The 20,595-nt window shown below is 64.6% G+C and carries 14 protein-coding genes; 8 read left to right on the forward strand and 6 right to left on the reverse strand.

Going from position 1 to position 20,595, the window contains the following annotated elements:
* Nucleotides 1-91: 91 nt before the first annotated feature.
* Entirely contained in the window at nucleotides 92-1,525 is a 1,434-nt protein-coding gene (locus JFU57_RS21705) for a transglycosylase SLT domain-containing protein (protein WP_078471296.1), read from the reverse strand.
* Between the two features lie 99 nt (nucleotides 1,526-1,624).
* Nucleotides 1,625-2,392, reverse strand: a complete 768-nt coding sequence (gene gloB / locus JFU57_RS21710; protein WP_201130731.1) for a hydroxyacylglutathione hydrolase — start codon at nucleotides 2,390-2,392, stop codon at nucleotides 1,625-1,627.
* Between the two features lie 65 nt (nucleotides 2,393-2,457).
* On the opposite strand from gloB, the gene JFU57_RS21715 reads away from it, so the two are divergent.
* From JFU57_RS21715 to JFU57_RS21735, 5 genes are all read left to right on the forward strand, one after another.
* Nucleotides 2,458-3,216, forward strand: a complete 759-nt coding sequence (locus JFU57_RS21715; protein WP_078471294.1) for a class I SAM-dependent methyltransferase — start codon at nucleotides 2,458-2,460, stop codon at nucleotides 3,214-3,216.
* 95 nt (nucleotides 3,217-3,311) lie between these two features.
* Nucleotides 3,312-3,764, forward strand: a complete 453-nt coding sequence (rnhA, locus tag JFU57_RS21720; RefSeq protein ID WP_078471293.1) for a ribonuclease HI — start codon at nucleotides 3,312-3,314, stop codon at nucleotides 3,762-3,764.
* A gap of 72 nt (nucleotides 3,765-3,836) precedes the next feature.
* The gene (dnaQ, locus tag JFU57_RS21725) at nucleotides 3,837-4,598 is read left to right on the forward strand and encodes a DNA polymerase III subunit epsilon (protein ID WP_020296090.1); all 762 of its coding nucleotides are present in this window, start codon (nucleotides 3,837-3,839) and stop codon (nucleotides 4,596-4,598) included.
* Nucleotides 4,599-4,717: 119 nt separating this feature from the next.
* Nucleotides 4,718-6,973 carry an Orn/Lys/Arg family decarboxylase gene (locus JFU57_RS21730; RefSeq protein ID WP_201130732.1) on the forward strand — a complete coding sequence of 752 codons (2,256 nt, stop codon included), beginning with the start codon at nucleotides 4,718-4,720 and terminating at the stop codon, nucleotides 6,971-6,973.
* A 14-nt stretch (nucleotides 6,974-6,987) separates the two neighbouring features.
* A complete protein-coding gene (locus JFU57_RS21735; protein ID WP_078471291.1) occupies nucleotides 6,988-7,572 on the forward strand; it encodes a GNAT family N-acetyltransferase in 585 nt (194 codons plus the stop codon).
* On the opposite strand, the gene JFU57_RS21740 is transcribed toward JFU57_RS21735, so the two are convergent.
* Nucleotides 7,569-8,462 (reverse strand): LysR substrate-binding domain-containing protein, encoded by an 894-nt coding sequence (locus JFU57_RS21740; protein WP_201130733.1) that lies wholly within the window; start codon nucleotides 8,460-8,462, stop codon nucleotides 7,569-7,571. The genes JFU57_RS21735 and JFU57_RS21740 overlap by 4 nt on opposite strands.
* 89 nt (nucleotides 8,463-8,551) lie before the next feature.
* Nucleotides 8,552-8,788, reverse strand: coding sequence for a hypothetical protein (locus JFU57_RS21745; RefSeq protein ID WP_078471289.1), 237 nt, complete (start codon nucleotides 8,786-8,788; stop codon nucleotides 8,552-8,554).
* 229 nt (nucleotides 8,789-9,017) lie between these two features.
* Between JFU57_RS21745 and JFU57_RS21750 the strand changes: the two genes are divergently transcribed.
* Both JFU57_RS21750 and JFU57_RS21755 read left to right on the forward strand, forming a co-directional pair.
* Nucleotides 9,018-9,575: an NADPH-dependent FMN reductase gene (locus JFU57_RS21750; protein ID WP_078471288.1), complete on the forward strand. Its 558-nt coding sequence runs from the start codon at nucleotides 9,018-9,020 to the stop codon at nucleotides 9,573-9,575.
* Nucleotides 9,576-9,708: 133 nt separating this feature from the next.
* Nucleotides 9,709-10,995, forward strand: a complete 1,287-nt coding sequence (locus JFU57_RS21755) for an arsenic transporter (RefSeq protein ID WP_201130734.1) — start codon at nucleotides 9,709-9,711, stop codon at nucleotides 10,993-10,995.
* Nucleotide 10,996: 1 nt separating this feature from the next.
* Here JFU57_RS21755 and JFU57_RS21760 read toward each other — a convergent pair whose 3' ends face one another.
* The gene (locus tag JFU57_RS21760) at nucleotides 10,997-12,439 is read right to left on the reverse strand and encodes an efflux transporter outer membrane subunit (RefSeq protein WP_201132167.1); all 1,443 of its coding nucleotides are present in this window, start codon (nucleotides 12,437-12,439) and stop codon (nucleotides 10,997-10,999) included.
* 53 nt (nucleotides 12,440-12,492) lie between these two features.
* Entirely contained in the window at nucleotides 12,493-13,302 is an 810-nt protein-coding gene (locus JFU57_RS21765) for a helix-turn-helix transcriptional regulator (RefSeq protein ID WP_201130735.1), read from the reverse strand.
* Between the two features lie 587 nt (nucleotides 13,303-13,889).
* On the opposite strand from JFU57_RS21765, the gene JFU57_RS21770 reads away from it, so the two are divergent.
* Nucleotides 13,890-20,303, forward strand: a complete 6,414-nt coding sequence (locus tag JFU57_RS21770) for a non-ribosomal peptide synthetase (protein WP_201130736.1) — start codon at nucleotides 13,890-13,892, stop codon at nucleotides 20,301-20,303.
* Nucleotides 20,304-20,595 lie beyond the last annotated feature (292 nt).

Genomic DNA, 20,595 nt, shown 5'->3' on the forward strand with positions numbered 1-20,595 from the left:
AAGGCTTGCCAGCGCTGCGCACTGGAGCGGGAGCAAGCTCCCTCGCCACAGCCGTCTTCCTGCTCAGCGCAAGCCCTTTGAGCGTCATCTATCAGTGCGGCAGGTAAACCGTCAGCATCTGCCCAGGCTTGAGGGCCTGGCCGGCGCGCGGGTTCCAGCGCTTGAGGTGCTGCATCTCGACGTTGAAGCGCTTGGCGACCATGTACAGCGAGTCGCCTTGCTTGACCTTGTACTGGGTCGACTTCTTGTTGTTGGCTGCGACCACCGTGGTGGTGCGGCCTGAAGTACGCCGGGTCTTGTCCTGCATGACCAGGGTCTGGCCGACCTTGAGGTTCTTGCCGGTCAGCTGGTTCCAGCGTTGCAGGTCCTTGACCTCGACCTTGTTGGCCTTGGCGATGGTGCCCAGGTTGTCGCCGCGCTTGACCCGATAGGTGCGCTTGACGCCCGCGATCTCGGCGCGGGTTGCGCCTTCGAACACCGGCTTGAGCGGACGCTGGCTGATCAGCTCTTCAGGACGCATGGTCGACAGGCTGGTGGTCAGCAACTGCGCCTTGGACGTTGGCACCAGCAGGTGTTGCGGGCCGTCGATGGTGGTGCGCTGCTTGAATGCCGGGTTGAGCTGGAACAGTTCGTCCTCGTCGATATTGGCCACCGCCGCGACCTTGGACAGGTCCATGCGCTGGTTGATCTCGACCACCTGGAAGTACGGTTCGTTGGCGATCGGGTTGAGGTTGACCCCGTACGCCTCGGGGGACAGCACCACCTGAGACAGGGCCAGCAGCTTGGGCACGTAGGCCTGGGTTTCTGCCGGCAGCGGCAGGTTCCAGTAATCGGTGGGCAGGCCGAGCTTTTCATTGCGCTCGATGGCCCGGCTGACCGTGCCTTCGCCGGCGTTGTAGGCCGCCAGGGCCAGCAGCCAGTCGCCGTTGAACATGTCGTGCAGGCGGGTCAGGTAGTCCATGGCCGCGGTGGTCGAGGCGGTGATATCGCGCCGGCCATCGTAGAAACGGGTCTGGCGCAGGTTGAAGTAGCGACCGGTGGAAGGAATGAACTGCCACAAGCCCACCGCATCGGCCCGGGAATAGGCCATGGGGTTGTAGGCGCTTTCAATCACGGGCAGCAGGGCCAGTTCCAGCGGCATGTTGCGTTCTTCAAGGCGCTCGACGATGTAGTGGATGTAGAGGCTGCCGCGCTCGCCGGCGTTTTCCAGGAACGATGGGTTACTGGCAAACCACAGGCGCTGTTGTTCGATGCGAGGGTTGACGCCCAGGCCGTCCTGCAACTGGAAGCCCTGGCGCATGCGTTCCCAGACATCCTGGGGTACTTGCGGGCTGGGTTTTTCACTGAGCCAGATCGGCTTCTGCTTGATCCGGGCGTTGAAATTCTGGGTATGGCTGGCTTCGGTCTGGGGGACGTGGCTGGTGCTTTGGCAGCCCGCCAGGGTGGCGGACACAGCCACCGCGATAGCTTGAGCCAATCGCGTCAATGCGTCTGAATTGATGGTTTTACGAATAGATGACGACATTGGCTGGAAGTAAGTTCCGGGCAAAAATGTCGGGCGATTCTAGGAACCGCCCGAGGTTCGGTCAACCATTCAGAATTTTTGTACCAAGCAGCGGGGGTCTTAGAACTTATCTTTCCATGCCCTCAAGGCCGCAAAAACCGCACTCTGCGACGGGTTATCCCGGCCATTCCGTTCGTCAGCTTTTTGTTTAACGGATGTTTCCGCGGTGCGTAGAAAAGGGTTGGTGAGTTTTTCCAGGGCCAGGGTCGAGGGCAGGGTCATGCGCCCGTCCTCGCGCAGTTGGATGACCTTCGCCAGGCGCTCGGCGATGTCCGGGTTATGCGGCTCCACGGCCTGGGCGAACTTGAGGTTGCTCAGGGTGTACTCATGGGTGCAGTACACCCGGGTCTCGGCCGGCAGCGCGGCCAGGCTGGCGAGGGACTGGTGCATCTGCTCCGGGGTGCCTTCGAACAGCCGTCCGCAGCCGGCGGCGAACAGCGTATCGCCGCAGAACAGCAGGCCGTCGTGGTAATAGGCGATATGCCCCAGGGTGTGCCCGGGTACGCTCATGACCCGAAATTCGCAGCCGAGTACGCTGACCCGGTCCTGGTCATCGAGCGCCACGTCGCGCCCGGGGATGTTTTCCCGGGCCGGGCCGTAGACCGTGGCGCCGCTCAACTGCTTGAGCTGCTCCACGCCGCCGACGTGATCGTGGTGGTGATGAGTGATCAGGATGTCGCTGAGGACCCAGCCGGGGTGCTGTTGCAGCCAGGCCACCACGGGCGCCGCATCACCCGGATCGACCACCGCGCAACGTTGGTGGTGCTGATCTTGTAACAACCAGATGTAGTTATCGGTGAAGGCGGGCAGGGCACTGATCTGTATCATCGTCGGATTCGCCAAGCGGAAAACAATGGCGCATCTTAGAACTTCTTGGCGGGTTGGAGAATGCAATGACCGATAAAGCGTTCGCTCAGGCCGATCCTGACTGGCTGGCTTTGATCAGCGCGGCCCGTGACTGGCTGTCCGGCCCACTGGGCCAATTTTTGCTCGATGAAGAACGGCGCATGCTCGATGACGAGCTGGGGCGTTTCTTTGGCGGTTACCTGGTGCATTACGGGCCTTCGGCGCAAACCCCGCCTGCAGCCCCTCAAGTGCAGCGCAACGTGCGCCTGGGCGCGCCCCTGCCCGGGGTGGAGATTGTCTGCGAAGAGCAGGCCTGGCCCCTGAGCGAGCACGCCGCCGACGTGGTGGTGTTGCAGCACGGCCTGGATTTCTGCCTGTCGCCCCATGGCCTGCTGCGCGAGGCGGCCAGCGCGGTGCGCCCGGGTGGCCATTTGCTGATTGTCGGGATCAACCCCTGGAGCAGCTGGGGCTTGCGCCATGTCTTTGCCCACGATGCCTTGCGCCAGGCGCGCTGCATTTCCCCGTCACGGGTCGGCGACTGGCTGAATCTGCTGGGCTTCGCGCTGGAGAAACGCCGCTTCGGGTGCTATCGTCCGCCGCTTGCTTCCCCGGCGTGGCAGGCCCGCCTGGCCGGCTGGGAACGCAAGGCCGGTGACTGGCAACTGTCGGGCGGCGGCTTCTATCTGTTGGTGGCGCGCAAGATCGTGGTCGGCCTGCGCCCGGTGCGCCAGGTGCGGCGCGAGCCGATGGGCAAGCTGGTGCCGATGCCGATGGCCAAGGTCAACCGCCGTAACGTCGAACCCTGAAACTTTCTTTTTATTGCAGGCCGGGCTTTCCGGTCGCGGACTGCGTCGCCCGATCAGCGGCCGGCCGCACGGCATTCTTGATGGATAGGTTGTAAATGAGCGATAGCGTAGAACTCTTTACCGATGGCGCCTGCAAGGGCAATCCGGGCCCTGGCGGCTGGGGTGCGTTGCTGGTGTGCAAGGGCGTTGAAAAGGAGTTGTGGGGCGGCGAAGCCAATACCACCAACAATCGCATGGAACTGCTGGGCGCCATCCGTGGCCTTGAAGAGCTCAAGCGGCCCTGCGAAGTGACCCTGGTGACCGACTCGCAGTACGTGATGAAAGGCATCACCGAGTGGATGGTCAACTGGAAGAAACGCGGCTGGAAAACCGCAGCCAAGGAACCGGTCAAAAACGCCGACCTGTGGAAACTCCTGGACGAGCAAGTCAACCGCCACACCGTGACCTGGAAATGGGTCCGCGGGCATATCGGCCACCACGGCAACGAACGGGCCGACCAACTGGCCAACCGTGGCGTCGATGAAGTGCGCGGCTACAAACAGTCCTGATCCCCTCACGCGCGTCATCCGCCCCGGGCATGCTAAAATCGCGCCTTTTGAAACATTGAGACCTGAGCACTGATGGCCAACAGATCTGTTGTACTCGATACCGAAACCACCGGCATGCCGGTGACCGACGGCCACCGGATCATTGAAATCGGCTGCGTCGAGTTGATGGGTCGACGCCTGACCGGGCGTCACTTCCACGTGTACCTGCAACCGGATCGCGAGAGTGACGAAGGCGCCATCGGCGTCCACGGCATCACCAACGAATTCCTGGTGGGCAAGCCGCGTTTTGCCGAGGTCGCCGACGAGTTCTTCGAGTTCATCAAAGGCGCACAGCTGATCATCCACAACGCGGCGTTCGACGTTGGTTTCATCAACAACGAATTCGCCTTGATGGGCCAGCACGAACGAGCTGACATCACCCAGCACTGCACCATCCTCGACACCCTGATGATGGCCCGTGAGCGTCACCCGGGGCAGCGCAACAGCCTTGATGCCCTGTGCAAACGCTACGGCGTCGACAACTCCGGCCGTGAATTGCACGGCGCCTTGCTCGACTCGGAGATTCTCGCCGACGTCTACCTGACCATGACCGGCGGCCAGACCAGCCTGTCCCTGGCGGGCAACGCCTCGGACGGCAACGGCTCCGGCGAAGGATCGGGCAACCGCGCCAGTGAAATCCGCCGCTTGCCGGCAGACCGCCAGCCGGCGCGAATCATTCGGGCCAGCGAAGCGGAGCTCGCCGAGCACCAGGTACGCCTGGAAATCATCGCCAAATCCGCCGGCGCGCCGGCACTCTGGACCCAGTTGGCCGAGGCCAAGGCCCAGCAGCAGTAGTTGTGCTCGCGCGACCTTTTATTGTCGAAGGTCGCAGCGGGGCTTACACCCAGCGGCTCAAGCCTCTACCCTGAGGTGATTGGCGGGCCAAGGTCCGCCGCCTCAGGACACCCCGCCCCATGTACAAAGACCTGAAATTCCCGGTGCTGATCGTGCACCGCGACATCAAGGCTGACACCGTTGCCGGTGGTCGGGTGCGCGGTATCGCCCGGGAACTGGAGCAGGAAGGCTTCAGCATCTTTTCCGCCGTGGATTACGCCGAAGGCCGCCTGGTGGCCTCGACTCACCACGGCCTGGCCTGCATGTTGATTGCTGCCGAAGGCGCGGGCGAAAACACCCACCTGTTGCAGAACATGGTCGAGCTGATTCGCCTGGCCCGGGTGCGTGCGCCCCATCTGCCGATCTTCGCCCTGGGCGAGCAGGTGACCCTGGAGAATGCCCCGGCCGACGCCATGAGCGAACTCAACCAGTTGCGGGGCATCCTTTACCTGTTCGAAGACACCGTGCCTTTCCTCGCCCGACAGGTGGCCCGCGCCGCGCGCAATTACCTGGATGGCCTGCTGCCACCGTTTTTCAAGGCCCTGGTGCAACACACCGCCGACTCCAACTACTCCTGGCACACCCCGGGCCATGGCGGCGGCGTGGCTTATCGCAAGAGCCCGGTGGGGCAGGCGTTTCATCAGTTCTTTGGCGAGAACACCCTGCGCTCGGACTTGTCGGTCTCGGTCCCGGAGCTGGGTTCACTGCTGGATCACACCGGGCCCCTGGCCGAAGCCGAAGCCCGCGCTGCGCGCAATTTCGGCGCCGATCACACGTTTTTCGTGATCAATGGCACCTCCACCGCGAACAAGATCGTCTGGCATTCCATGGTCGGTCGCGATGACCTGGTGCTGGTGGACCGCAACTGCCACAAGTCGGTGTTGCACTCGATCATCATGACCGGGGCCATCCCCCTGTACCTGTGCCCGGAGCGCAACGAGCTGGGGATTATCGGGCCGATTCCCTTGAGCGAGTTCAGCCGCGAGTCGATCCAGGCCAAGATCGACGCCAGCCCGTTGACCCGGGGCCGGCCGCCCAAGGTCAAGCTGGCGGTGATCACCAACTCGACCTATGACGGCCTGTGCTATAACGCCGAGCTGATCAAGCAGAGCCTGGGCAACAGTGTCGAGGTCCTGCATTTCGACGAAGCCTGGTACGCCTACGCGGCGTTCCACGAATTCTTTGCCGGGCGCTACGGCATGGGCACCACGCGCTCCGCCGACAGCCCGCTGGTGTTCACCACCCATTCGACCCACAAGCTGCTGGCGGCCTTCAGCCAGGCCTCGATGATCCACGTGCAGGACGGCGGCGCGCGGCAACTGGATCGCGATCGCTTCAACGAAGCCTTCATGATGCACATCTCCACCTCGCCGCAGTACAGCATCATCGCCTCGCTGGATGTGGCCTCGGCCATGATGGAAGGCCCGGCCGGGCGTTCGCTGTTGCAGGAAATGTTCGACGAAGCCCTGAGCTTTCGTCGCGCCCTGGCCAACCTGAGGCTGCACATCGCCGCCGATGACTGGTGGTTTTCCATCTGGCAGCCGCCCCGGGTCGAGGGCATCGACCAGGTCCACACCCAGGACTGGCTGCTGGAGCCCGAAGGCGAGTGGCACGGCTTTGCCGGGGTCACCGACGACTATGTGCTGCTGGACCCGATCAAGGTCACCCTGGTGATGCCCGGCCTGACGGCGGGCGGTGCCCTGAGCGACAAGGGGATCCCGGCGGCGGTGGTCAGCAAGTTCCTCTGGGAGCGCGGCCTGGTGGTCGAGAAGACCGGGCTCTATTCGTTCCTGGTGCTGTTCTCCATGGGCATCACCAAGGGCAAGTGGAGCACCTTGCTCACCGAACTGCTGGAGTTCAAGCGCAATTACGACGCCAATGTCAGCCTCGGCAACTGCCTGCCGAGCGTGGCGCAGATCAACCCGGCGCGTTACCAGGGCATGGGCCTGCGCGACCTGTGCGATCAGCTCCATGCCTGTTACCGCAGCAACGCCACGGCCAAGCACCTCAAGCGCATGTACACCGTGCTGCCCGAAGTGGCGCTGAAACCGGCCGACGCCTATGACCACCTGGTGCGTGGCGAAGTCGAGGCGGTGTCGATCGACGCCCTGCAGGGACGGGTCGCTGCCGTGATGCTGGTGCCGTACCCACCGGGGATTCCGCTGATCATGCCCGGCGAGCGGTTTACCGAGCAGACCCGGTCGATCATCGATTACCTGGCGTTCGCCCGTACGTTCGACAGCAGTTTCCCTGGCTTCGTCGCCGACGTGCACGGCTTGCAACATGAAGATCAGGGCAATGGACGGCACTACACTGTCGATTGCATCAAGGTTTGAGGACGTTCCCCGCTATGCAGCCAGCCATGAATCCCAAGTACCCCGGCCTGTCGGTGCGGGTCGCCGACGACGGGTTTTCCGCCTATATCTGGGGCAGTGACTTCAGTTTCGAAGTCACGGCCTACGCCCAGGCTGAAACCGGCAAGGCGGTGGCGCAGTGGCCGCTCACGTCCATCGATCCATACCGCAAGTGCTACGGCATCGACCCGGAGGAGTTCAGCAGCTACCGCGACGCGGCCGACAGCGCGATTTTCATGGCCTACCTGGACGATCAGCCGGTGGGGCATGTGGTGGTCAGCACCAACTGGAACGGTTACGCCCATATCGACGAGCTGGCAGTGCATGCACCGGCGCGGCGCCACGGGGTGGCCAAGGCGCTGCTGGATGTGGCGCAGTTCTGGAGTCGCAAGAAGAAACTCCCGGGCATCATGCTCGAAACCCAGAACAACAACATCGGTGCCTGCCGCCTGTATGAACGCTGCGGCTACGTGATTGGCGGGGTCGATCACCTGCGTTATCGCGGCATCGATCCGCAGACCTCGGAAGTGGCGATTTTCTGGTACCGACTGTTCGCCGACGAGTTCGCCGCCCAGGGTTAGCCGGCGAGCAGGACTTCGGCCTTCTCCGTCAACAGTTCGAGCAGGGCGCTGATCACGCTGGACGGCTCGCGCTGGTGCAGGCTCAAGGCATACAGCGTCACGCTGATCGGTGGCGACAGCGGGCACACGTCAAGGCCGCCGCTGCGTGCGCCGAGGGCCGTGAAGGGGTCGACAATCGCCAGGCCTTCGCCGGCTTCGACCATGCTGCGCATCATCTGATAGGTCTGGACCCGGGTCTGGATCACCGGGCTGGGGCGAATATTCTGCAGCTTGCTGTCCAGGGTCACGCTGAGCGGGTCCTGGCCCTCCAGGCCGACCATCGCCTGGCCGGCGAGGTCTTGCAGGGCAATGTACTTCTGCTTGGGCTGCAGCCAGCCGTGGGGCGCGAGCAATTGCAGCTTGCCCTGGGCCAGGGGTTGGCAGTGGATATCGCGGTGTTCGGGGTTGTGCAGGCTCAGGCCCAGGTCGCAGTCGCGCAGCAACAGGCGTTTGACGATCTGGCGGGTGCCGTGGCTGGCCAGGCTGCAGGGGGTGTCGGGAAAGCGCCGGCGCAGGGCGGCGATGCTTTGCGGCAGCAGTTGCTGGGCCAGGGGCGGGGTGCCGTCGACCCGCAGCGGGGGTGCCTGATACTGCTTGAGGCTGTCAGCCAGGCGTTGCACGGGTTCGAAGGCGTCGTAGATGCCACTGATCCCGGCCTGCAACTCACGGGCTTCGCGAGTGGCCTGCAGACGTCCGCGGACGCTGGCGAAGAGCATGAAGCCCAGCTGGCTTTCGGCATCGCGCAAAAGCGCCTCGACCTCGGCCACCGACAATTGCAACAGCTCGGCGGCGGTGCCCAGGTGCCCGGTTTGCAGGAGCGCCTGAATCACTTCGATATGACGTAAACGCATGCTTGAAGTCCATGTCCAGCCAGTGAGGGATTCAATCGCTTGAATCCTAACTCAAGTCCGCGCATATGACTTCTGCTCATGACACCGGGTTATGAGGCAATGAAGGTCTCGGGTTCGCGAATGATGGTGATGTCCGATTGCACCAGCAGAAACTGGTTGTCGTCGAGTTTTTTGACGCGGTCGCCAATGGCCAGACGGTAGGTGGTAACAGGCTCGGAGCCGGTGAGACCGTCTGCCGACGGGGTGGATTCCTGGAATTCATGCACCGAATAGACGCGGCCTTCTGCGTCTCTTGCATGAAACTGTCCGACGAGTACTGCTGCCATCTTTTAGAGCCTCTGGAGATAAATCACTCAATTTGCGGTTCTGTAGACCGTGCTTGGGCGAGGTAAGTTTTGTACCGGTAAAAAAATAGTCCGCCGCCACAAAGGGCGGTGCCGGGCCGGGCTGAAACAGGCTCTGGGGCACCATCAATTTGTGCAGACGGGGTGGCAGGATCGACCCGCGGTCATTTATAACTAGCGTCTTGTTCAACCAGATAGTCAGGAAGCAACCATGAGCAACGTTTACACGATTGCAGTGCTGGTCGGTAGTTTGAGAAAAGCCTCTATCAACCGCAAAGTGGCACTGGCGCTGGCTGAACTGGCGCCTGCCAACCTCAAATTGAACATCGTCGAGATCGGCGACCTGCCGCTCTACAACGAAGACATCGATGCTGCACCGCCGGCAGCCTACAGTACTTTTCGGCAACAAGTGAGCGCATCCGACGCGGTGTTGTTCGTGACCCCGGAATACAACCGCTCGGTGCCCGCGCCCTTGAAGAATGCGATTGACGTCGGTTCGCGGCCATATGGCCAGAGCGCCTGGAGCGGCAAGCCGGGTGCGGTGATCAGTGTTTCCCCCGGTGCCATCGGCGGCTTTGGCGCCAACCACCACCTGCGCCAGTCCCTGGTGTTTCTCAACGTGCCCTGCATGCAACAGCCGGAAGCCTACCTGGGCGGCGCGGGGTCGGCGTTCGATGACAACGGCAAGTTGTCCGAGGCCACCCGGCCATTCCTGCAGAGCTTTATCAATGCCTACGCGCAGTGGGTCGAACAGCACAAAAAAGCCTGACCCGCAGTCGCCGGCTTCCACGGAAGTCGGCTCGCGGGGCTTATGCGCGTCATGTCCGCTGAACCGATCGATCCCCTGATCTCCCCATTCCATGGGTCCGTCTAGCTGTCGGGCCCACTCAAGGCTGTTGCCCATGTTGACTGCTGGACTGATTTTTCTGCTGACCATCACCCTGGTGATCTGGCAACCCAAGGGCCTTGGCGTCGGCTGGAGCGCGGTGCTGGGCGCGGTCCTGGCCCTGTTGCTCGGGGTGGTGCACCTGAGCGATATCCCGCTGGTGTGGCAGATCATCTGGAACGCCACCGGCACCTTTGTCGCACTGATCATCATCAGCCTGCTGCTGGATGAAGCCGGCTTTTTTGCCTGGGCCGCGCTGCATGTGGCGCGCTGGGGGCGGGGCAGTGGACGACGCCTGTTCGCCTTTATGGTGCTGCTGGGGGCGCTGGTGTCGGCGCTGTTCGCCAATGACGGGGCGGCGTTGATCCTGACCCCGATCGTGATTTCCATGCTCCTGGCCCTGCGTTTTTCCAAGGCCGCGACCCTGGCCTTCGTCATGGGCGCGGGCTTTATCGCCGACACCGCCAGCCTGCCGCTAGTGGTCTCGAACCTGGTGAACATCGTCTCGGCGGACTTTTTCAAAATCGGTTTCAACCGTTACGCGGCGGTGATGGTGCCGGTCAACCTGGTCAGCGTGGCGGCCACACTGGGGGTGCTGATGTGGTTTTTCCGCCGCGACATCCCCCGTGCCTACGACCCCGAACAGTTGGAGCCGGCGCACAGCGCGATCCACGATAAACCGACCTTTATCGCCGGCTGGTGCGTGCTGCTGATCCTGTTGCTCGGCTGTTTTGCCCTGGAGCCCCTGGGCATTCCCATCAGTGCCATCTCGGCGGTGTGTGCCGCCTTGCTGCTGGCGGTGGCTGCCCGCGGGCATCGGATTTCCACGCGCAAGGTGCTCAAGGACGCGCCATGGCAGATCGTGATTTTCTCCCTGGGTATGTACCTGGTGGTCTACGGCCTGCGCAATGCCGGGCTGACCCAATACCTGGCCGGCTGGCTGGACAGCTTCGCGACCTGGGGCATTTGGGGCGCAGCCATGGGCACCGGGTTGTTGAGTGCCTTGCTGTCGTCGATCATGAACAACCTGCCGACCGTGCTGATCGGCGCGCTGTCGATCGATGCCAGCCAGGCGCAGGGGGTGGTCAAGGAGGCGATGGTCTACGCCAACGTGATCGGCAGCGACCTGGGGCCGAAAATCACCCCGATCGGCAGCCTGGCCACCTTGCTCTGGCTGCACGTGCTGGACCGCAAGGGCATCCATATCGGCTGGGGTTATTACTTCAAGGTCGGCATCGTCCTGACCTTGCCGGTGTTGCTGCTGACCCTGGCGGCGCTGGCCCTGCGCTTGTCGCTGGGCTGAACTAGCCGCCGGCGCCGTGCCGCGGCGCCGGCAGCCTGGCCAGTTCGGGGGACTCCTGCCAGCCGCCGCCCAGGGCGGTGTACAGGTTCACCTCGGCCATCAGTTGCGCCAGCCGGTCATTGATCAGGTCCTGCTGTGAGCTGAACAGCGAACGTTGTGCGTCGAGGAACACCAGGTTGCTGTCCAGGCCCATGCGGTAGCGGTGTTCGGCCATGTTGTAGTAGTCCTGGGTCGCCTCCACCAGGCGTCGCTGGGCATCGAGCTGCTGCTGGTAGGTGCTGCGAGCGGCAAGGCCGTTGGACACTTCCTGGAACGCGGTCTGGATCGACTTTTCATACTGGGCGACCCGGATGTCCCTTTGCAGCCGGGAGTAATCCAGGCTGGCCCGCAGGCTGCCGGCATTGAAGATCGGCAGGTTGATCTGCGGCTGGAAGGTCCAGCCCCCTGAGCCACCCTTGAATAACCCGGACAGTTCCAGGCTGGAAGAGCCGGCGTTGGCAGTCAGGCTGACACTGGGGAAAAACGCCGCGCGGGCCGCACCGATATTGGCGTTGGCGGCCATCAACTGGTACTCGGCCTGGAGGATATCCGGGCGCCGTTGCAGCAGGTCAGAGGGCAGGCCGGCCGGCACGGCGACTATCAGATCGTTGGCCAGGGGCTGACCGGGCAGCGCCGGGGAGACCTCGGCCCCCACCAGCAGGCTCAGGCTGTTCAGGTCCTGGGCCACCTGGCGTTGATAGCGGGCCAGGCTGGCCCGGGCGCTTTCGACGCTGGTGCGCGCTTGCAGCACATCGAGGTTGGACAGCTTGCCGGCGGTGCCGCTGCGCGCGGTCAGGCGCAGGCTTTCCAGGTTGGCCTCCAGGGTCTTGCCGCTCAGCACCAGCAGCTCCTGGTCGGCGCGCCAGGTCAGGTAGGCGTTGGCCACGTTCGCCACCAGGCTGATCTGGGCGCTGCGTTGCGCCTCTTCGGTGGCCAGGTAGCTGAGCATCGCCTGCTCGCTCAGGCTGCGCACGCGGCCGAAGAAGTCCAGCTCGTAGGCGCTGATGCCCAGGGTCGCGGAATAGGACGACTTGATCAGCGGCTTGCCGGTGCCTGTGATGGCGGGCGGCAGGCGCTGGCGGCTGCCGCTGCCGTTGGCGCTCACGGCAGGGAACAGGTCGGCGCGCTGGATCCGGTACTGCGCCTGGAACGCCTCGACATTCAAGGCCGCCACCCGCAGGTCGCGGTTGTTGTCCAACGCGCTCTGGATCAACTGCTGCAAGGTCGGGTCACGAAACAGCTGATGCCAGTCGGTGCTGCTCGCCAGGGCGCGCGACCCCGTGTCGCCGGGCGCCTGGGGGTAGAGCGCGGGCGCCGGTGAAGGCGGTTGCTGGTAGTCCGGGATCAGCGAGCAGCCGCCCAGCAGCCACGTCAACAGCACCAGGGACAGGGCTGACCTGGGCAGTGAGCGACTTTCCCCAAGGGTGAAGCAGTTGCCTGATGCCGAAGTGCGGCGGATCACGCGCCGACCATCCACTTGGCCAATCCATGGCGGCCGCTTACCCCCAGCTTGGCGGCGGCACGCTTGAGGTAGGTTTCGATGGAGCTGTTCTTGAGGCTGAGTTTTTCCGCCAGTTGCGGCACCGTGCCGCCGCTCAGCAGCCCCAGGCACACCTCTTTTTCCCGGGCCGAGAGGGTGATGTCATTGCGCGACAGGCGCTCGTCGAACTCGCGTTGCAACAGCGCCTGCTCCGGCAGCGCCGGCAACCCGCCGGCCCAGGCCTGGCCCAGGGCAGCATTGCGGTTGGCCTGGGCGTGACGTTCGATCAGCGGCAGCAGGGTCTGCGACAGGCTCTTGAGAAACGACAGTTCGGACAGGGAAAACACCCCCTGGTGGCGCGGTCGGTAAAAGGAAATGACGCACCGCCGATTGGACGTGCGCGACACCAGGCTGCACTGATGGGAGGTTTCGCGGACCGTATGACGGCTTGCAGGGTCGCCGGCCCGGGCGTTCACCTGGATCAGCAGCGCGTCGTCCATTTCGAGCATTTTTTCCAGCAGGGGCTGGGCGTTGCGTTGCCAGGAGGCGGGGCAGGGGCTGTCCTCGCGCAGGGTGGCGCTGCCCAGGGGCTTGATGTCCAGCAGGGAGGCGAGTTCTTCATCGAGGGTCCATTCGCTGAGTTCGACTCGGGTTACCGGAACGCGTTTTTCCACCAGGTGCAGCATGTTGGCGGCGAATCGGTCGTTGCCGGTGCTGGAGATCAGCTCGCCCAGTTCGAAGTAGAACGGCGGGCTTTCGATGGTTCCGATACTGCTGGTCAGACTCATATCCTTATCATCCTTGATGTAGACAGATCGTCGAACGTTGAACGGGGGCAGTGCGGGGCTGATCAGTTCTCCATGAAGCTGAGCCAGCACCCGACATTTCATTAAATCCCATGGAATTGTCTGAGGTCTGTACGGGAACACCGGGACAAACGCTGCCATGAAAACCACGGGATTAATTTGACGCTTGCGCTGATTGGCCGCCTTATTGTTCTGGAAAGTGTTCGTAACCTGCTGAAAGTAATGGGTTTGTTCTTTTGACCTGATGACGCCCAGGCGAGCGGCGCGCCTGAGCTATGGCAGATTTCCTACAGCCATATAAGCCAAGCTTCTGGAACTTTCTGCTTGCGCCCGATCCAGGCACCCGAGCTGTCCCGACTGGCGCCCAACTGCTTCCTTCCCGGGGCGTAGGCAGCGCGGCAGGTTGTCCGGGTTTCGGGTGTCACGCGGGTGTTGGGGCTGATGCTTAAATCCGGCGATACCCCCCATCGTCGGCGCCGCGCTTGAGGCCAGCACTTCGCGCGCGCTGCGGGGCCATCACATGAGAAGGATCTTATGACGCTTTTTTCTGCCGCCTCGGGTGCCCGTCCATGAACCCGGACCCAGCGACTCCGCACACCTTTGCCCTGACCGTCGCCCAAAGCGATATCTGGCTCGACCAACTGAGCCGGGCGGATTCGCCGCGTTACAACATCGGCGGCTATGTCGAGCTGGAGGGGCCGGTGGATCCCGGGCTGATGCAGCGCGCCGTCGAGCTCCTGGTGCACAAGCATGACGCCCTGCGCACCGTGCTGCTGGCCGATACCGGCCCCGACGGCCTGCCGTTGCAGACCTTCGCCCGCGAAGTGCCGGTGCACATGCCGCTGCATGATGTTTCCCGGCACACCGAACCGATGGTTCAGGCCCAGGCCCTGATGCAGCAGCAAATGGCCCGGGTCTATGGGCTGTATGGCGCGCCCCTGTTCCGTTTCTTCCTGGTCAAGCTCAGTGCCAACCATTACTTGCTGGGCACCCAGGCCCATCACCTGATTCTCGATGGCTGGGGCTTCGGCCAGATGCTGGATTCCCTGGGCGGAATCTACAGCGCCCTGGTCCAGGGCCAAGCCCCGGAGCTTGAGGCCGCGTCCTATATCGACTTTATCCACGACGACGCGCGCTACCACGGCTCGCCGCGCTACGCCCGTGATCGTGCCTACTGGCTGGACAAATACCGCAGCCTGCCCGAGCCGCTGCTGGTGCCGCGCTATCGCGAGCGTTACCCGCGCCATGGGGCGCCGGGCGGGAGCATGGTCCGGGCTTTCCCCGGGGCCCTGCATGAGCGCATGCAACAGCAGGCGAAAACCTGGCAGGCCTCGGTCTTTCATGTGCTGCTGGCGGCGCTGTATGTCTACTTCACCCGCACCGGCGAGCGTGACGAGTGGGTGGTCGGCTTGCCGATTCTCAACCGCTCCAACGCACGATTCAGGTCGACCCTGGGTCTGTTCACCCAGGTCAGTGCAGTGCGCCTGGCCTTTGGCCAGGAGCTGACCTTTGCCGAGCTGGTGGCGGCGATCCGCGATGGGCTGAAACAGGATTTTCGCCACCAGCGGTTTTCCCTGAGTGAAATGAATCGCGCGCTGGGCCTGTGGCGCGAGGACCGTGGCCAGGTGTTCGACCTTTCGGTGTCCTATGAGCAGGACGACCATGATTACCGTTACGGCGAGGCCCGGGCCCAGGCGATCAAGGTGCCGAACAACCACGAGCCGATGCCGCTGGTGATCCATCTGCGCAGCAACCGTTACAACGACCAGGCGTGGATTCACTACGTCTACAACCAGGCCTATTTTCAGGAGAACGACGTCGAGGCCCTGGCCGAGCGTTTTATCCATGTGCTGGAACAGGGGCTGGCTGACGGCGCGCGGAGGATTGACGAGTTTTCCCTGGTCACCGCGCACGAGGCGGCGCAGATCCGGCAATGGAACGCCACAGAGCGTCACTACCCGGACCGCCAGACCCTGCACGGCCTGTTCGAGACCCAGGCGCGGCTGAGCCCGAAAGCGCCGGCGGCGGTGCACGGTTCGCAGTCCGTCAGCTACGCCGAGCTGAATCGCCGCGCCAATCAGTTGGCCCACCTCCTGCTGAGTCAGGGAGTGCAGCCGGGAGACCGGGTGGCGGTCCTGCTGCCACGTTCCCTGCCGTTGCTGGTCAGCCAGTTGGCCATCAACAAATGCGCGGCGGTCTATGTGCCGCTGGATATTCAGGCCCCTGGCCAGCGCCAGGGTTTTATTCTCGAAGACAGCCGGGCGCGGTTGCTGCTCAGCCATGGCGACCTGGCCCTGGAGTGCCGGACCCCGCGCATCGATCTGGAGCAACTTGGCCTTGAACGCCAGCCGGCGCACAACCCGGAGCTGGCGCAGTCGTCGCAAAGTGTCGCCTACCTGATGTACACCTCCGGCTCCACCGGCGTGCCCAAGGGGGTGCTGGTGCCGCATCGCGCCGTCAGCCGATTGGTGCTGAACAACGGTTACGCCGAGTTCAACCGCCATGACCGGGTGGCGTTCGCTTCCAACCCGGCGTTCGACGCCAGCACCCTGGAAGTCTGGGCGCCCTTGCTCAATGGGGGCTGCGTGGTGGTGGTCGAGCAAGAGGTGCTGCTGTCCAGCCAGGCCCTGGCGAAGTTGCTGCTGGAGCAGAACGTCAGCGTGCTGTGGATGACCGCCGGGCTGTTTCATCAGCACGCCGATGGCCTGATGCCGGTCCTGCATCGCTTGCGCTACCTGATAGTCGGCGGCGATGTGCTGGACCCGAACGTGATTGCCCGGGTGCTGGAGCAGGGGGCGCCGCAGCATCTGCTCAACGGCTATGGCCCGACCGAGGCCACGACCTTTTCCACCACCTTCGAGATCCGCCAGGTCGGGGCCGGGGGCATTCCCATTGGCCGGCCCATCGGCAACAGCCACGCCTATGTGCTCGATGCCCGCCAGCAGCCGGTGGCCGTGGGCGTGGTCGGCGAGCTGTATATCGGCGGCGCCGGGGTCGCTCAGGGTTACCTGAACCAGCCGCAGCTGACGGCGGAAAAGTTTCTCGCCGATCCCTTTGCCAGCGATCCCCAAGGGCGGATGTACCGCACCGGCGACCTGGCCTGCTGGCGCGCCGACGGCGTCTTGCTGTACCAGGGGCGCAATGACCAGCAGGTCAAGCTGCGGGGCTTTCGCATCGAGCTGGGGGAGATCGAAAGCTGCCTGGCGACGTGTGCCGGGATCAAGGACGCCGCCGTGCTGCTGCGCGAAGACAGTCCGGGCAACAAGCGTCTGGTGGCTTACTTCACGGTCCATGCCGGCGCTGGCGAGGTGTCGATCAAGAGCCTGCACGCCAGCCTGCAAGGCCGGTTGCCGGAGTACATGCTGCCCTCGGCCTACGTGCAATTGCCGGCGCTGCCGCTGACCGCCAACGGCAAGCTCGACCGCAAGGCACTGCCGCTGCCGGCGGCCTCGGCCGTGCTCAGCCGCGACTACGAAGCGCCCCGGGGCGAGGTCGAAATCACCCTGGCGCAGATCTGGGCTGAGGTGCTCCAGGTCGAGCGGGTAGGGCGCCACGATCACTTCTTCGAGCTGGGCGGGCATTCGCTGCTGGCGGTGAACCTGATCGAGCGCATGCGCCAGGCCGGTCTTGGCGCCGATGTGCGGGTGCTGTTCAGCGAGCCGACCCTGGCGGCGCTGGCGGCGGCGGTGGGCAACAGCCGGGAAGTCCAGGTGCCGGCCAACCGCATTGCCCCGGATTGCACCCACATCACCCCGCAGATGCTGGCCCTGGTCAGCCTCCAGACGCAGGATATCCAGCGCATCGTCGCCGGTATCCCCGGCGGCGCGGCCAATGTGCAGGAGATCTACCCCCTGGCGCCCTTGCAGGAGGGCCTGCTGTACCACCACATCAGCGCCGAGCACGGCGACCCTTATCAGCAACACGCGATGTTCGCCTTCGCCAGCCGCGAACGCCTTGAGGCCTTTGCCCAGGCGCTGCAACAGGTGGTGGAGCGCCATGACATCCTGCGCACCAGCCTGGCCTGGGACGGCCTGGAGCAACCCATGCAAGTGGTGTGGCGCGAGGCGCGGCTGACGCTGGAGGAGGTGCGGCTGGAACCGCAGTCGGGGGATATCCTCGGACAGTTGGCCGCACGCTTCACACCCGCGCTGCGCCCGCTGGATATCCGCCAGGCGCCGATGATGGCCATGGCCTGGGCCGAAGACCCGCTGCAACAGCGCTGGATCGGCATGTTGCGCTTCCATCACCTGATCAACGACGCCACCTCGACGGCGGTGCTGATCGCGGAAATCCAGGCCCACCTGCGGGGTCAGCAAGGCCGATTGGCGCCTGCGGTCGCCTATCGCAACTACGTGGCCCAAGCCCGCCAGGCCAGTCGCCAGGCCGAGCACGAAGCCTTTTTTACCGCCTTGCTCGGCGACATCGACGAACCAACCCTGGCCTTCGGCCTGCAGGCGTATCAAGTGGAGCGCGACGACCAGGAGCAGGTGCAGTGCCTGCTCGACACCGGGCTGGGGCGCCGCCTGCGGCGCCAGGCACGGCAACGGGGGGTGAGTGCGGCGAGCCTCTACCACCTGGCCTGGGCCCAGGTCCTGGGGTGTCTGTCCGGGCGCGATGACCTGGTGTTCGGCACGGTGCTGCTCGGCAGGCTGCAGGCCGGAGAGGGCGCGGACCGGGCCCTGGGCATGTTTATCAATACCCTGCCGCTGCGGGTCAAGCTGGCGGGGCGCAGTGTCCAGCAGGCGCTGCGCGAGACCCATGACGGCCTGAGCGCGCTGCTGGTCCACGAGCATGCGGCCCTGGCCCTAGCGCAGCGCTGCAGTGGCGTGGTGGCGCCGACGCCGCTGTTCAACAGCCTGCTCAATTACCGGCATGCCCCGGCCGCCGTGGCCTTGGCCGGGCTGGCGGGTATCGAGCTGTTGAGCAGTGAAGAAATTGTCAGTTACCCGCTGAGCCTGGCGGTGGATGACCTGGGCGCGGGCTTTCGCCTGTCTGCCCGGGCCCCGCGCGCGGTTGGCGCGCAACGTCTGCTGGATTACCTGCAGAGCGCCCTCGACGGCCTGGTGCAGGCCCTGGAACAGACGCCGCAGCAGCCCCTGGCGCAGGTGCCGATCCTGCCGCAGGCCGAACGTCGGCAGCTGTTGCAGGAGTTCAACGCCACCGTCGAGGCCTACCCCCATGACCAGACCCTGCATGCCCTGATCGAGGCCCAGGTCCGACGCACACCCCAGGCGGTGGCCCTGGTGGCCGGCGAGCAGCAGCTGACTTACCACGAGCTCAATGCCCGGGCCAACCAGCTGGCCCATCACCTGCGCGAGCAAGGGGTGCAGCCCGATTCCCGGGTGGCGATCTGCGTCGAGCGCGGGCTGGAACTGCTGGTCGGCCTGCTGGGCATTCTCAAGGCCGGCGGCGCCTATGTGCCGCTGGACCCGGGTTATCCGCCGGAACGCCTGCACTACATGTTGCACGACAGCACGCCGGTCGCGGTGCTGGTCCATGGCGCAACGCGGGCGCTGATGGAAGGCACTCGGGTGCCGCTGATCGACTTCGACCGCTGCACCTGGCAGCACCAGCCTCACAGTGATCCCCAGGTGCCGGGGCTTGGGGTTTCGCACCTGGCCTATGTGATCTACACCTCGGGTTCCACCGGCACCCCCAAGGGGGTCATGATCGAGCACCGCGGCCTGGGCAACCTGCTGCACTGGAGTTCGGGCCTGTGCCCGGGGGCGGCCAGCGGCAGCCTGTTGCAGAAGGCCCCGTTCAGTTTCGACGGCTCGGTGTGGGAGCTGTTCTGGCCGTTGAGCATCGGCATGCGCCTGGTGCTGGCGCGCCCCGATGGGCACCGGGATCCGGCGTACCTGGCGCGGCTGATCCGCGAACAGGGGATCACCCTGGTGAAGTTTGTGCCGGCGATGCTGCAGCAGTTCCTCGAGCTGGATGAAGTCAGCCAGTGCCGGAGCCTGACCGACGTCTTCGCCGGCGGCGGCGAGCTGACCGCGGCCATGGCCCGGCGCTTCCAGCAACTGTTGCCCCAGGCTCGCCTGCACAACGTCTACGGGCCCACTGAGGCCACCGTCGACAGCAGCGCCTGGACCCTCGAACCCGGGGCCGAAGTGCCGCCGATCCAGCTGCCGATCGGCCGTCCCATCAGCAATACCCGGCTGTATGTGCTGGATGCCCATGACGCGCCGGTGCCCCTGGGTGTCAGCGGTCAGTTGCACATCGGCGGGGTCGGCGTGGCCCGGGGCTACCTGGGCCTGCCCGAGTTGATGGCCGAGCGTTTTATCGACAGCCCATTCGTGGCCGGCGACCGCCTGTATCGCACCGGCGACCTGGTGCGCTACCGCGCCGACGGCAACCTGGAGTTCCTCGGGCGCAACGACTTCCAGGTCAAGCTGCACGGGCTGCGGGTCGAGCTCGGGGAGATCGAGGCGCGACTGGCCAGCCACCCGGCGTTGCGTGAAGTGGTGGTGCTGATGCGCGACGAGCGCCTGGTGAGTTACTACACCCTGCGCGGCGCGACACCGGCGCCGACGGTCGAAGCCTTGCGCGCCCATGTGCTGGCGCAATTACCGGAGTACATGGTGCCTTCGGCCTTTGTCCAACTGGCGGCGTTGCCCCTGAGCCCCAACGGCAAGCTGGACCGCCAGGCGCTGCCGGCACCGGGCCTGGATGCGGTGGTAAACCGGGGTTACGAGGCGCCCGAAGGAGCAGTGGAAATCACCCTGGCGCAGATCTGGGCCGAGGTCCTGAAGATCGAGCGGGTCGGGCGTCATGATCACTTCTTCGAGCTGGGTGGCCACTCGCTGCTGGCCGTGAGCCTGGTGGCGCGCATGCGCCAGGCAGGGCTGGAGGCCGATGCGCGGATGCTGTTCAACCAGCCGACCCTGGCGGCGCTGGCGGCACGGATCCTGGTGCCGGTGCAGCAGGTGGACGTACCGCAGACCACCATTCCCCAGCTCAACCGCAAGCGGCGCCTGTAAGCCGCGCAGACCACCGTCAGGCCCCGCAGTTCGGGCCTGGCGGCCCGGCCGGGGGGCTTGTCCCGGCTTCCCATGTCATGTCCGCAGACGTCGATGGTTTAGTTTTTCGAGCCTGCGGGGTGCCCCGTCGGGCCCGATGTCCCTGTCACTTTTACAGACCACGGCCCACGCGTATCCCAGGTCGGCACCGAGTGCCGGGTGCTTCGGCGCGGCGGTTCGCCGGCGGGGCACAGGTTGCAGCTGAACATGGACTTTCTCGACAACCGTTTCCGAATTCAAAGCAGGTTACCCA

This window comes from Pseudomonas sp. TH07, assembly GCF_016651285.1.
Lineage (GTDB): Bacteria > Pseudomonadota > Gammaproteobacteria > Pseudomonadales > Pseudomonadaceae > Aquipseudomonas.

Coding starts and splice junctions, on each gene's coding strand:
- JFU57_RS21730 (WP_201130732.1), top strand. CDS start 4,718: ATGTACAAAGACCTGAAATTCCCGGTGCTGATCGTGCACCGCGACATC.
- JFU57_RS21745 (WP_078471289.1), bottom strand. CDS start 8,788: ATGGCAGCAGTACTCGTCGGACAGTTTCATGCAAGAGACGCAGAAGGC.
- gloB (WP_201130731.1), bottom strand. CDS start 2,392: ATGATACAGATCAGTGCCCTGCCCGCCTTCACCGATAACTACATCTGG.
- JFU57_RS21715 (WP_078471294.1), top strand. CDS start 2,458: ATGACCGATAAAGCGTTCGCTCAGGCCGATCCTGACTGGCTGGCTTTG.
- JFU57_RS21750 (WP_078471288.1), top strand. CDS start 9,018: ATGAGCAACGTTTACACGATTGCAGTGCTGGTCGGTAGTTTGAGAAAA.
- JFU57_RS21705 (WP_078471296.1), bottom strand. CDS start 1,525: ATGTCGTCATCTATTCGTAAAACCATCAATTCAGACGCATTGACGCGA.
- rnhA (WP_078471293.1), top strand. CDS start 3,312: ATGAGCGATAGCGTAGAACTCTTTACCGATGGCGCCTGCAAGGGCAAT.
- JFU57_RS21765 (WP_201130735.1), bottom strand. CDS start 13,302: ATGAGTCTGACCAGCAGTATCGGAACCATCGAAAGCCCGCCGTTCTAC.
- dnaQ (WP_020296090.1), top strand. CDS start 3,837: ATGGCCAACAGATCTGTTGTACTCGATACCGAAACCACCGGCATGCCG.
- JFU57_RS21755 (WP_201130734.1), top strand. CDS start 9,709: ATGTTGACTGCTGGACTGATTTTTCTGCTGACCATCACCCTGGTGATC.
- JFU57_RS21770 (WP_201130736.1), top strand. CDS start 13,890: ATGAACCCGGACCCAGCGACTCCGCACACCTTTGCCCTGACCGTCGCC.
- JFU57_RS21740 (WP_201130733.1), bottom strand. CDS start 8,462: ATGCGTTTACGTCATATCGAAGTGATTCAGGCGCTCCTGCAAACCGGG.
- JFU57_RS21735 (WP_078471291.1), top strand. CDS start 6,988: ATGCAGCCAGCCATGAATCCCAAGTACCCCGGCCTGTCGGTGCGGGTC.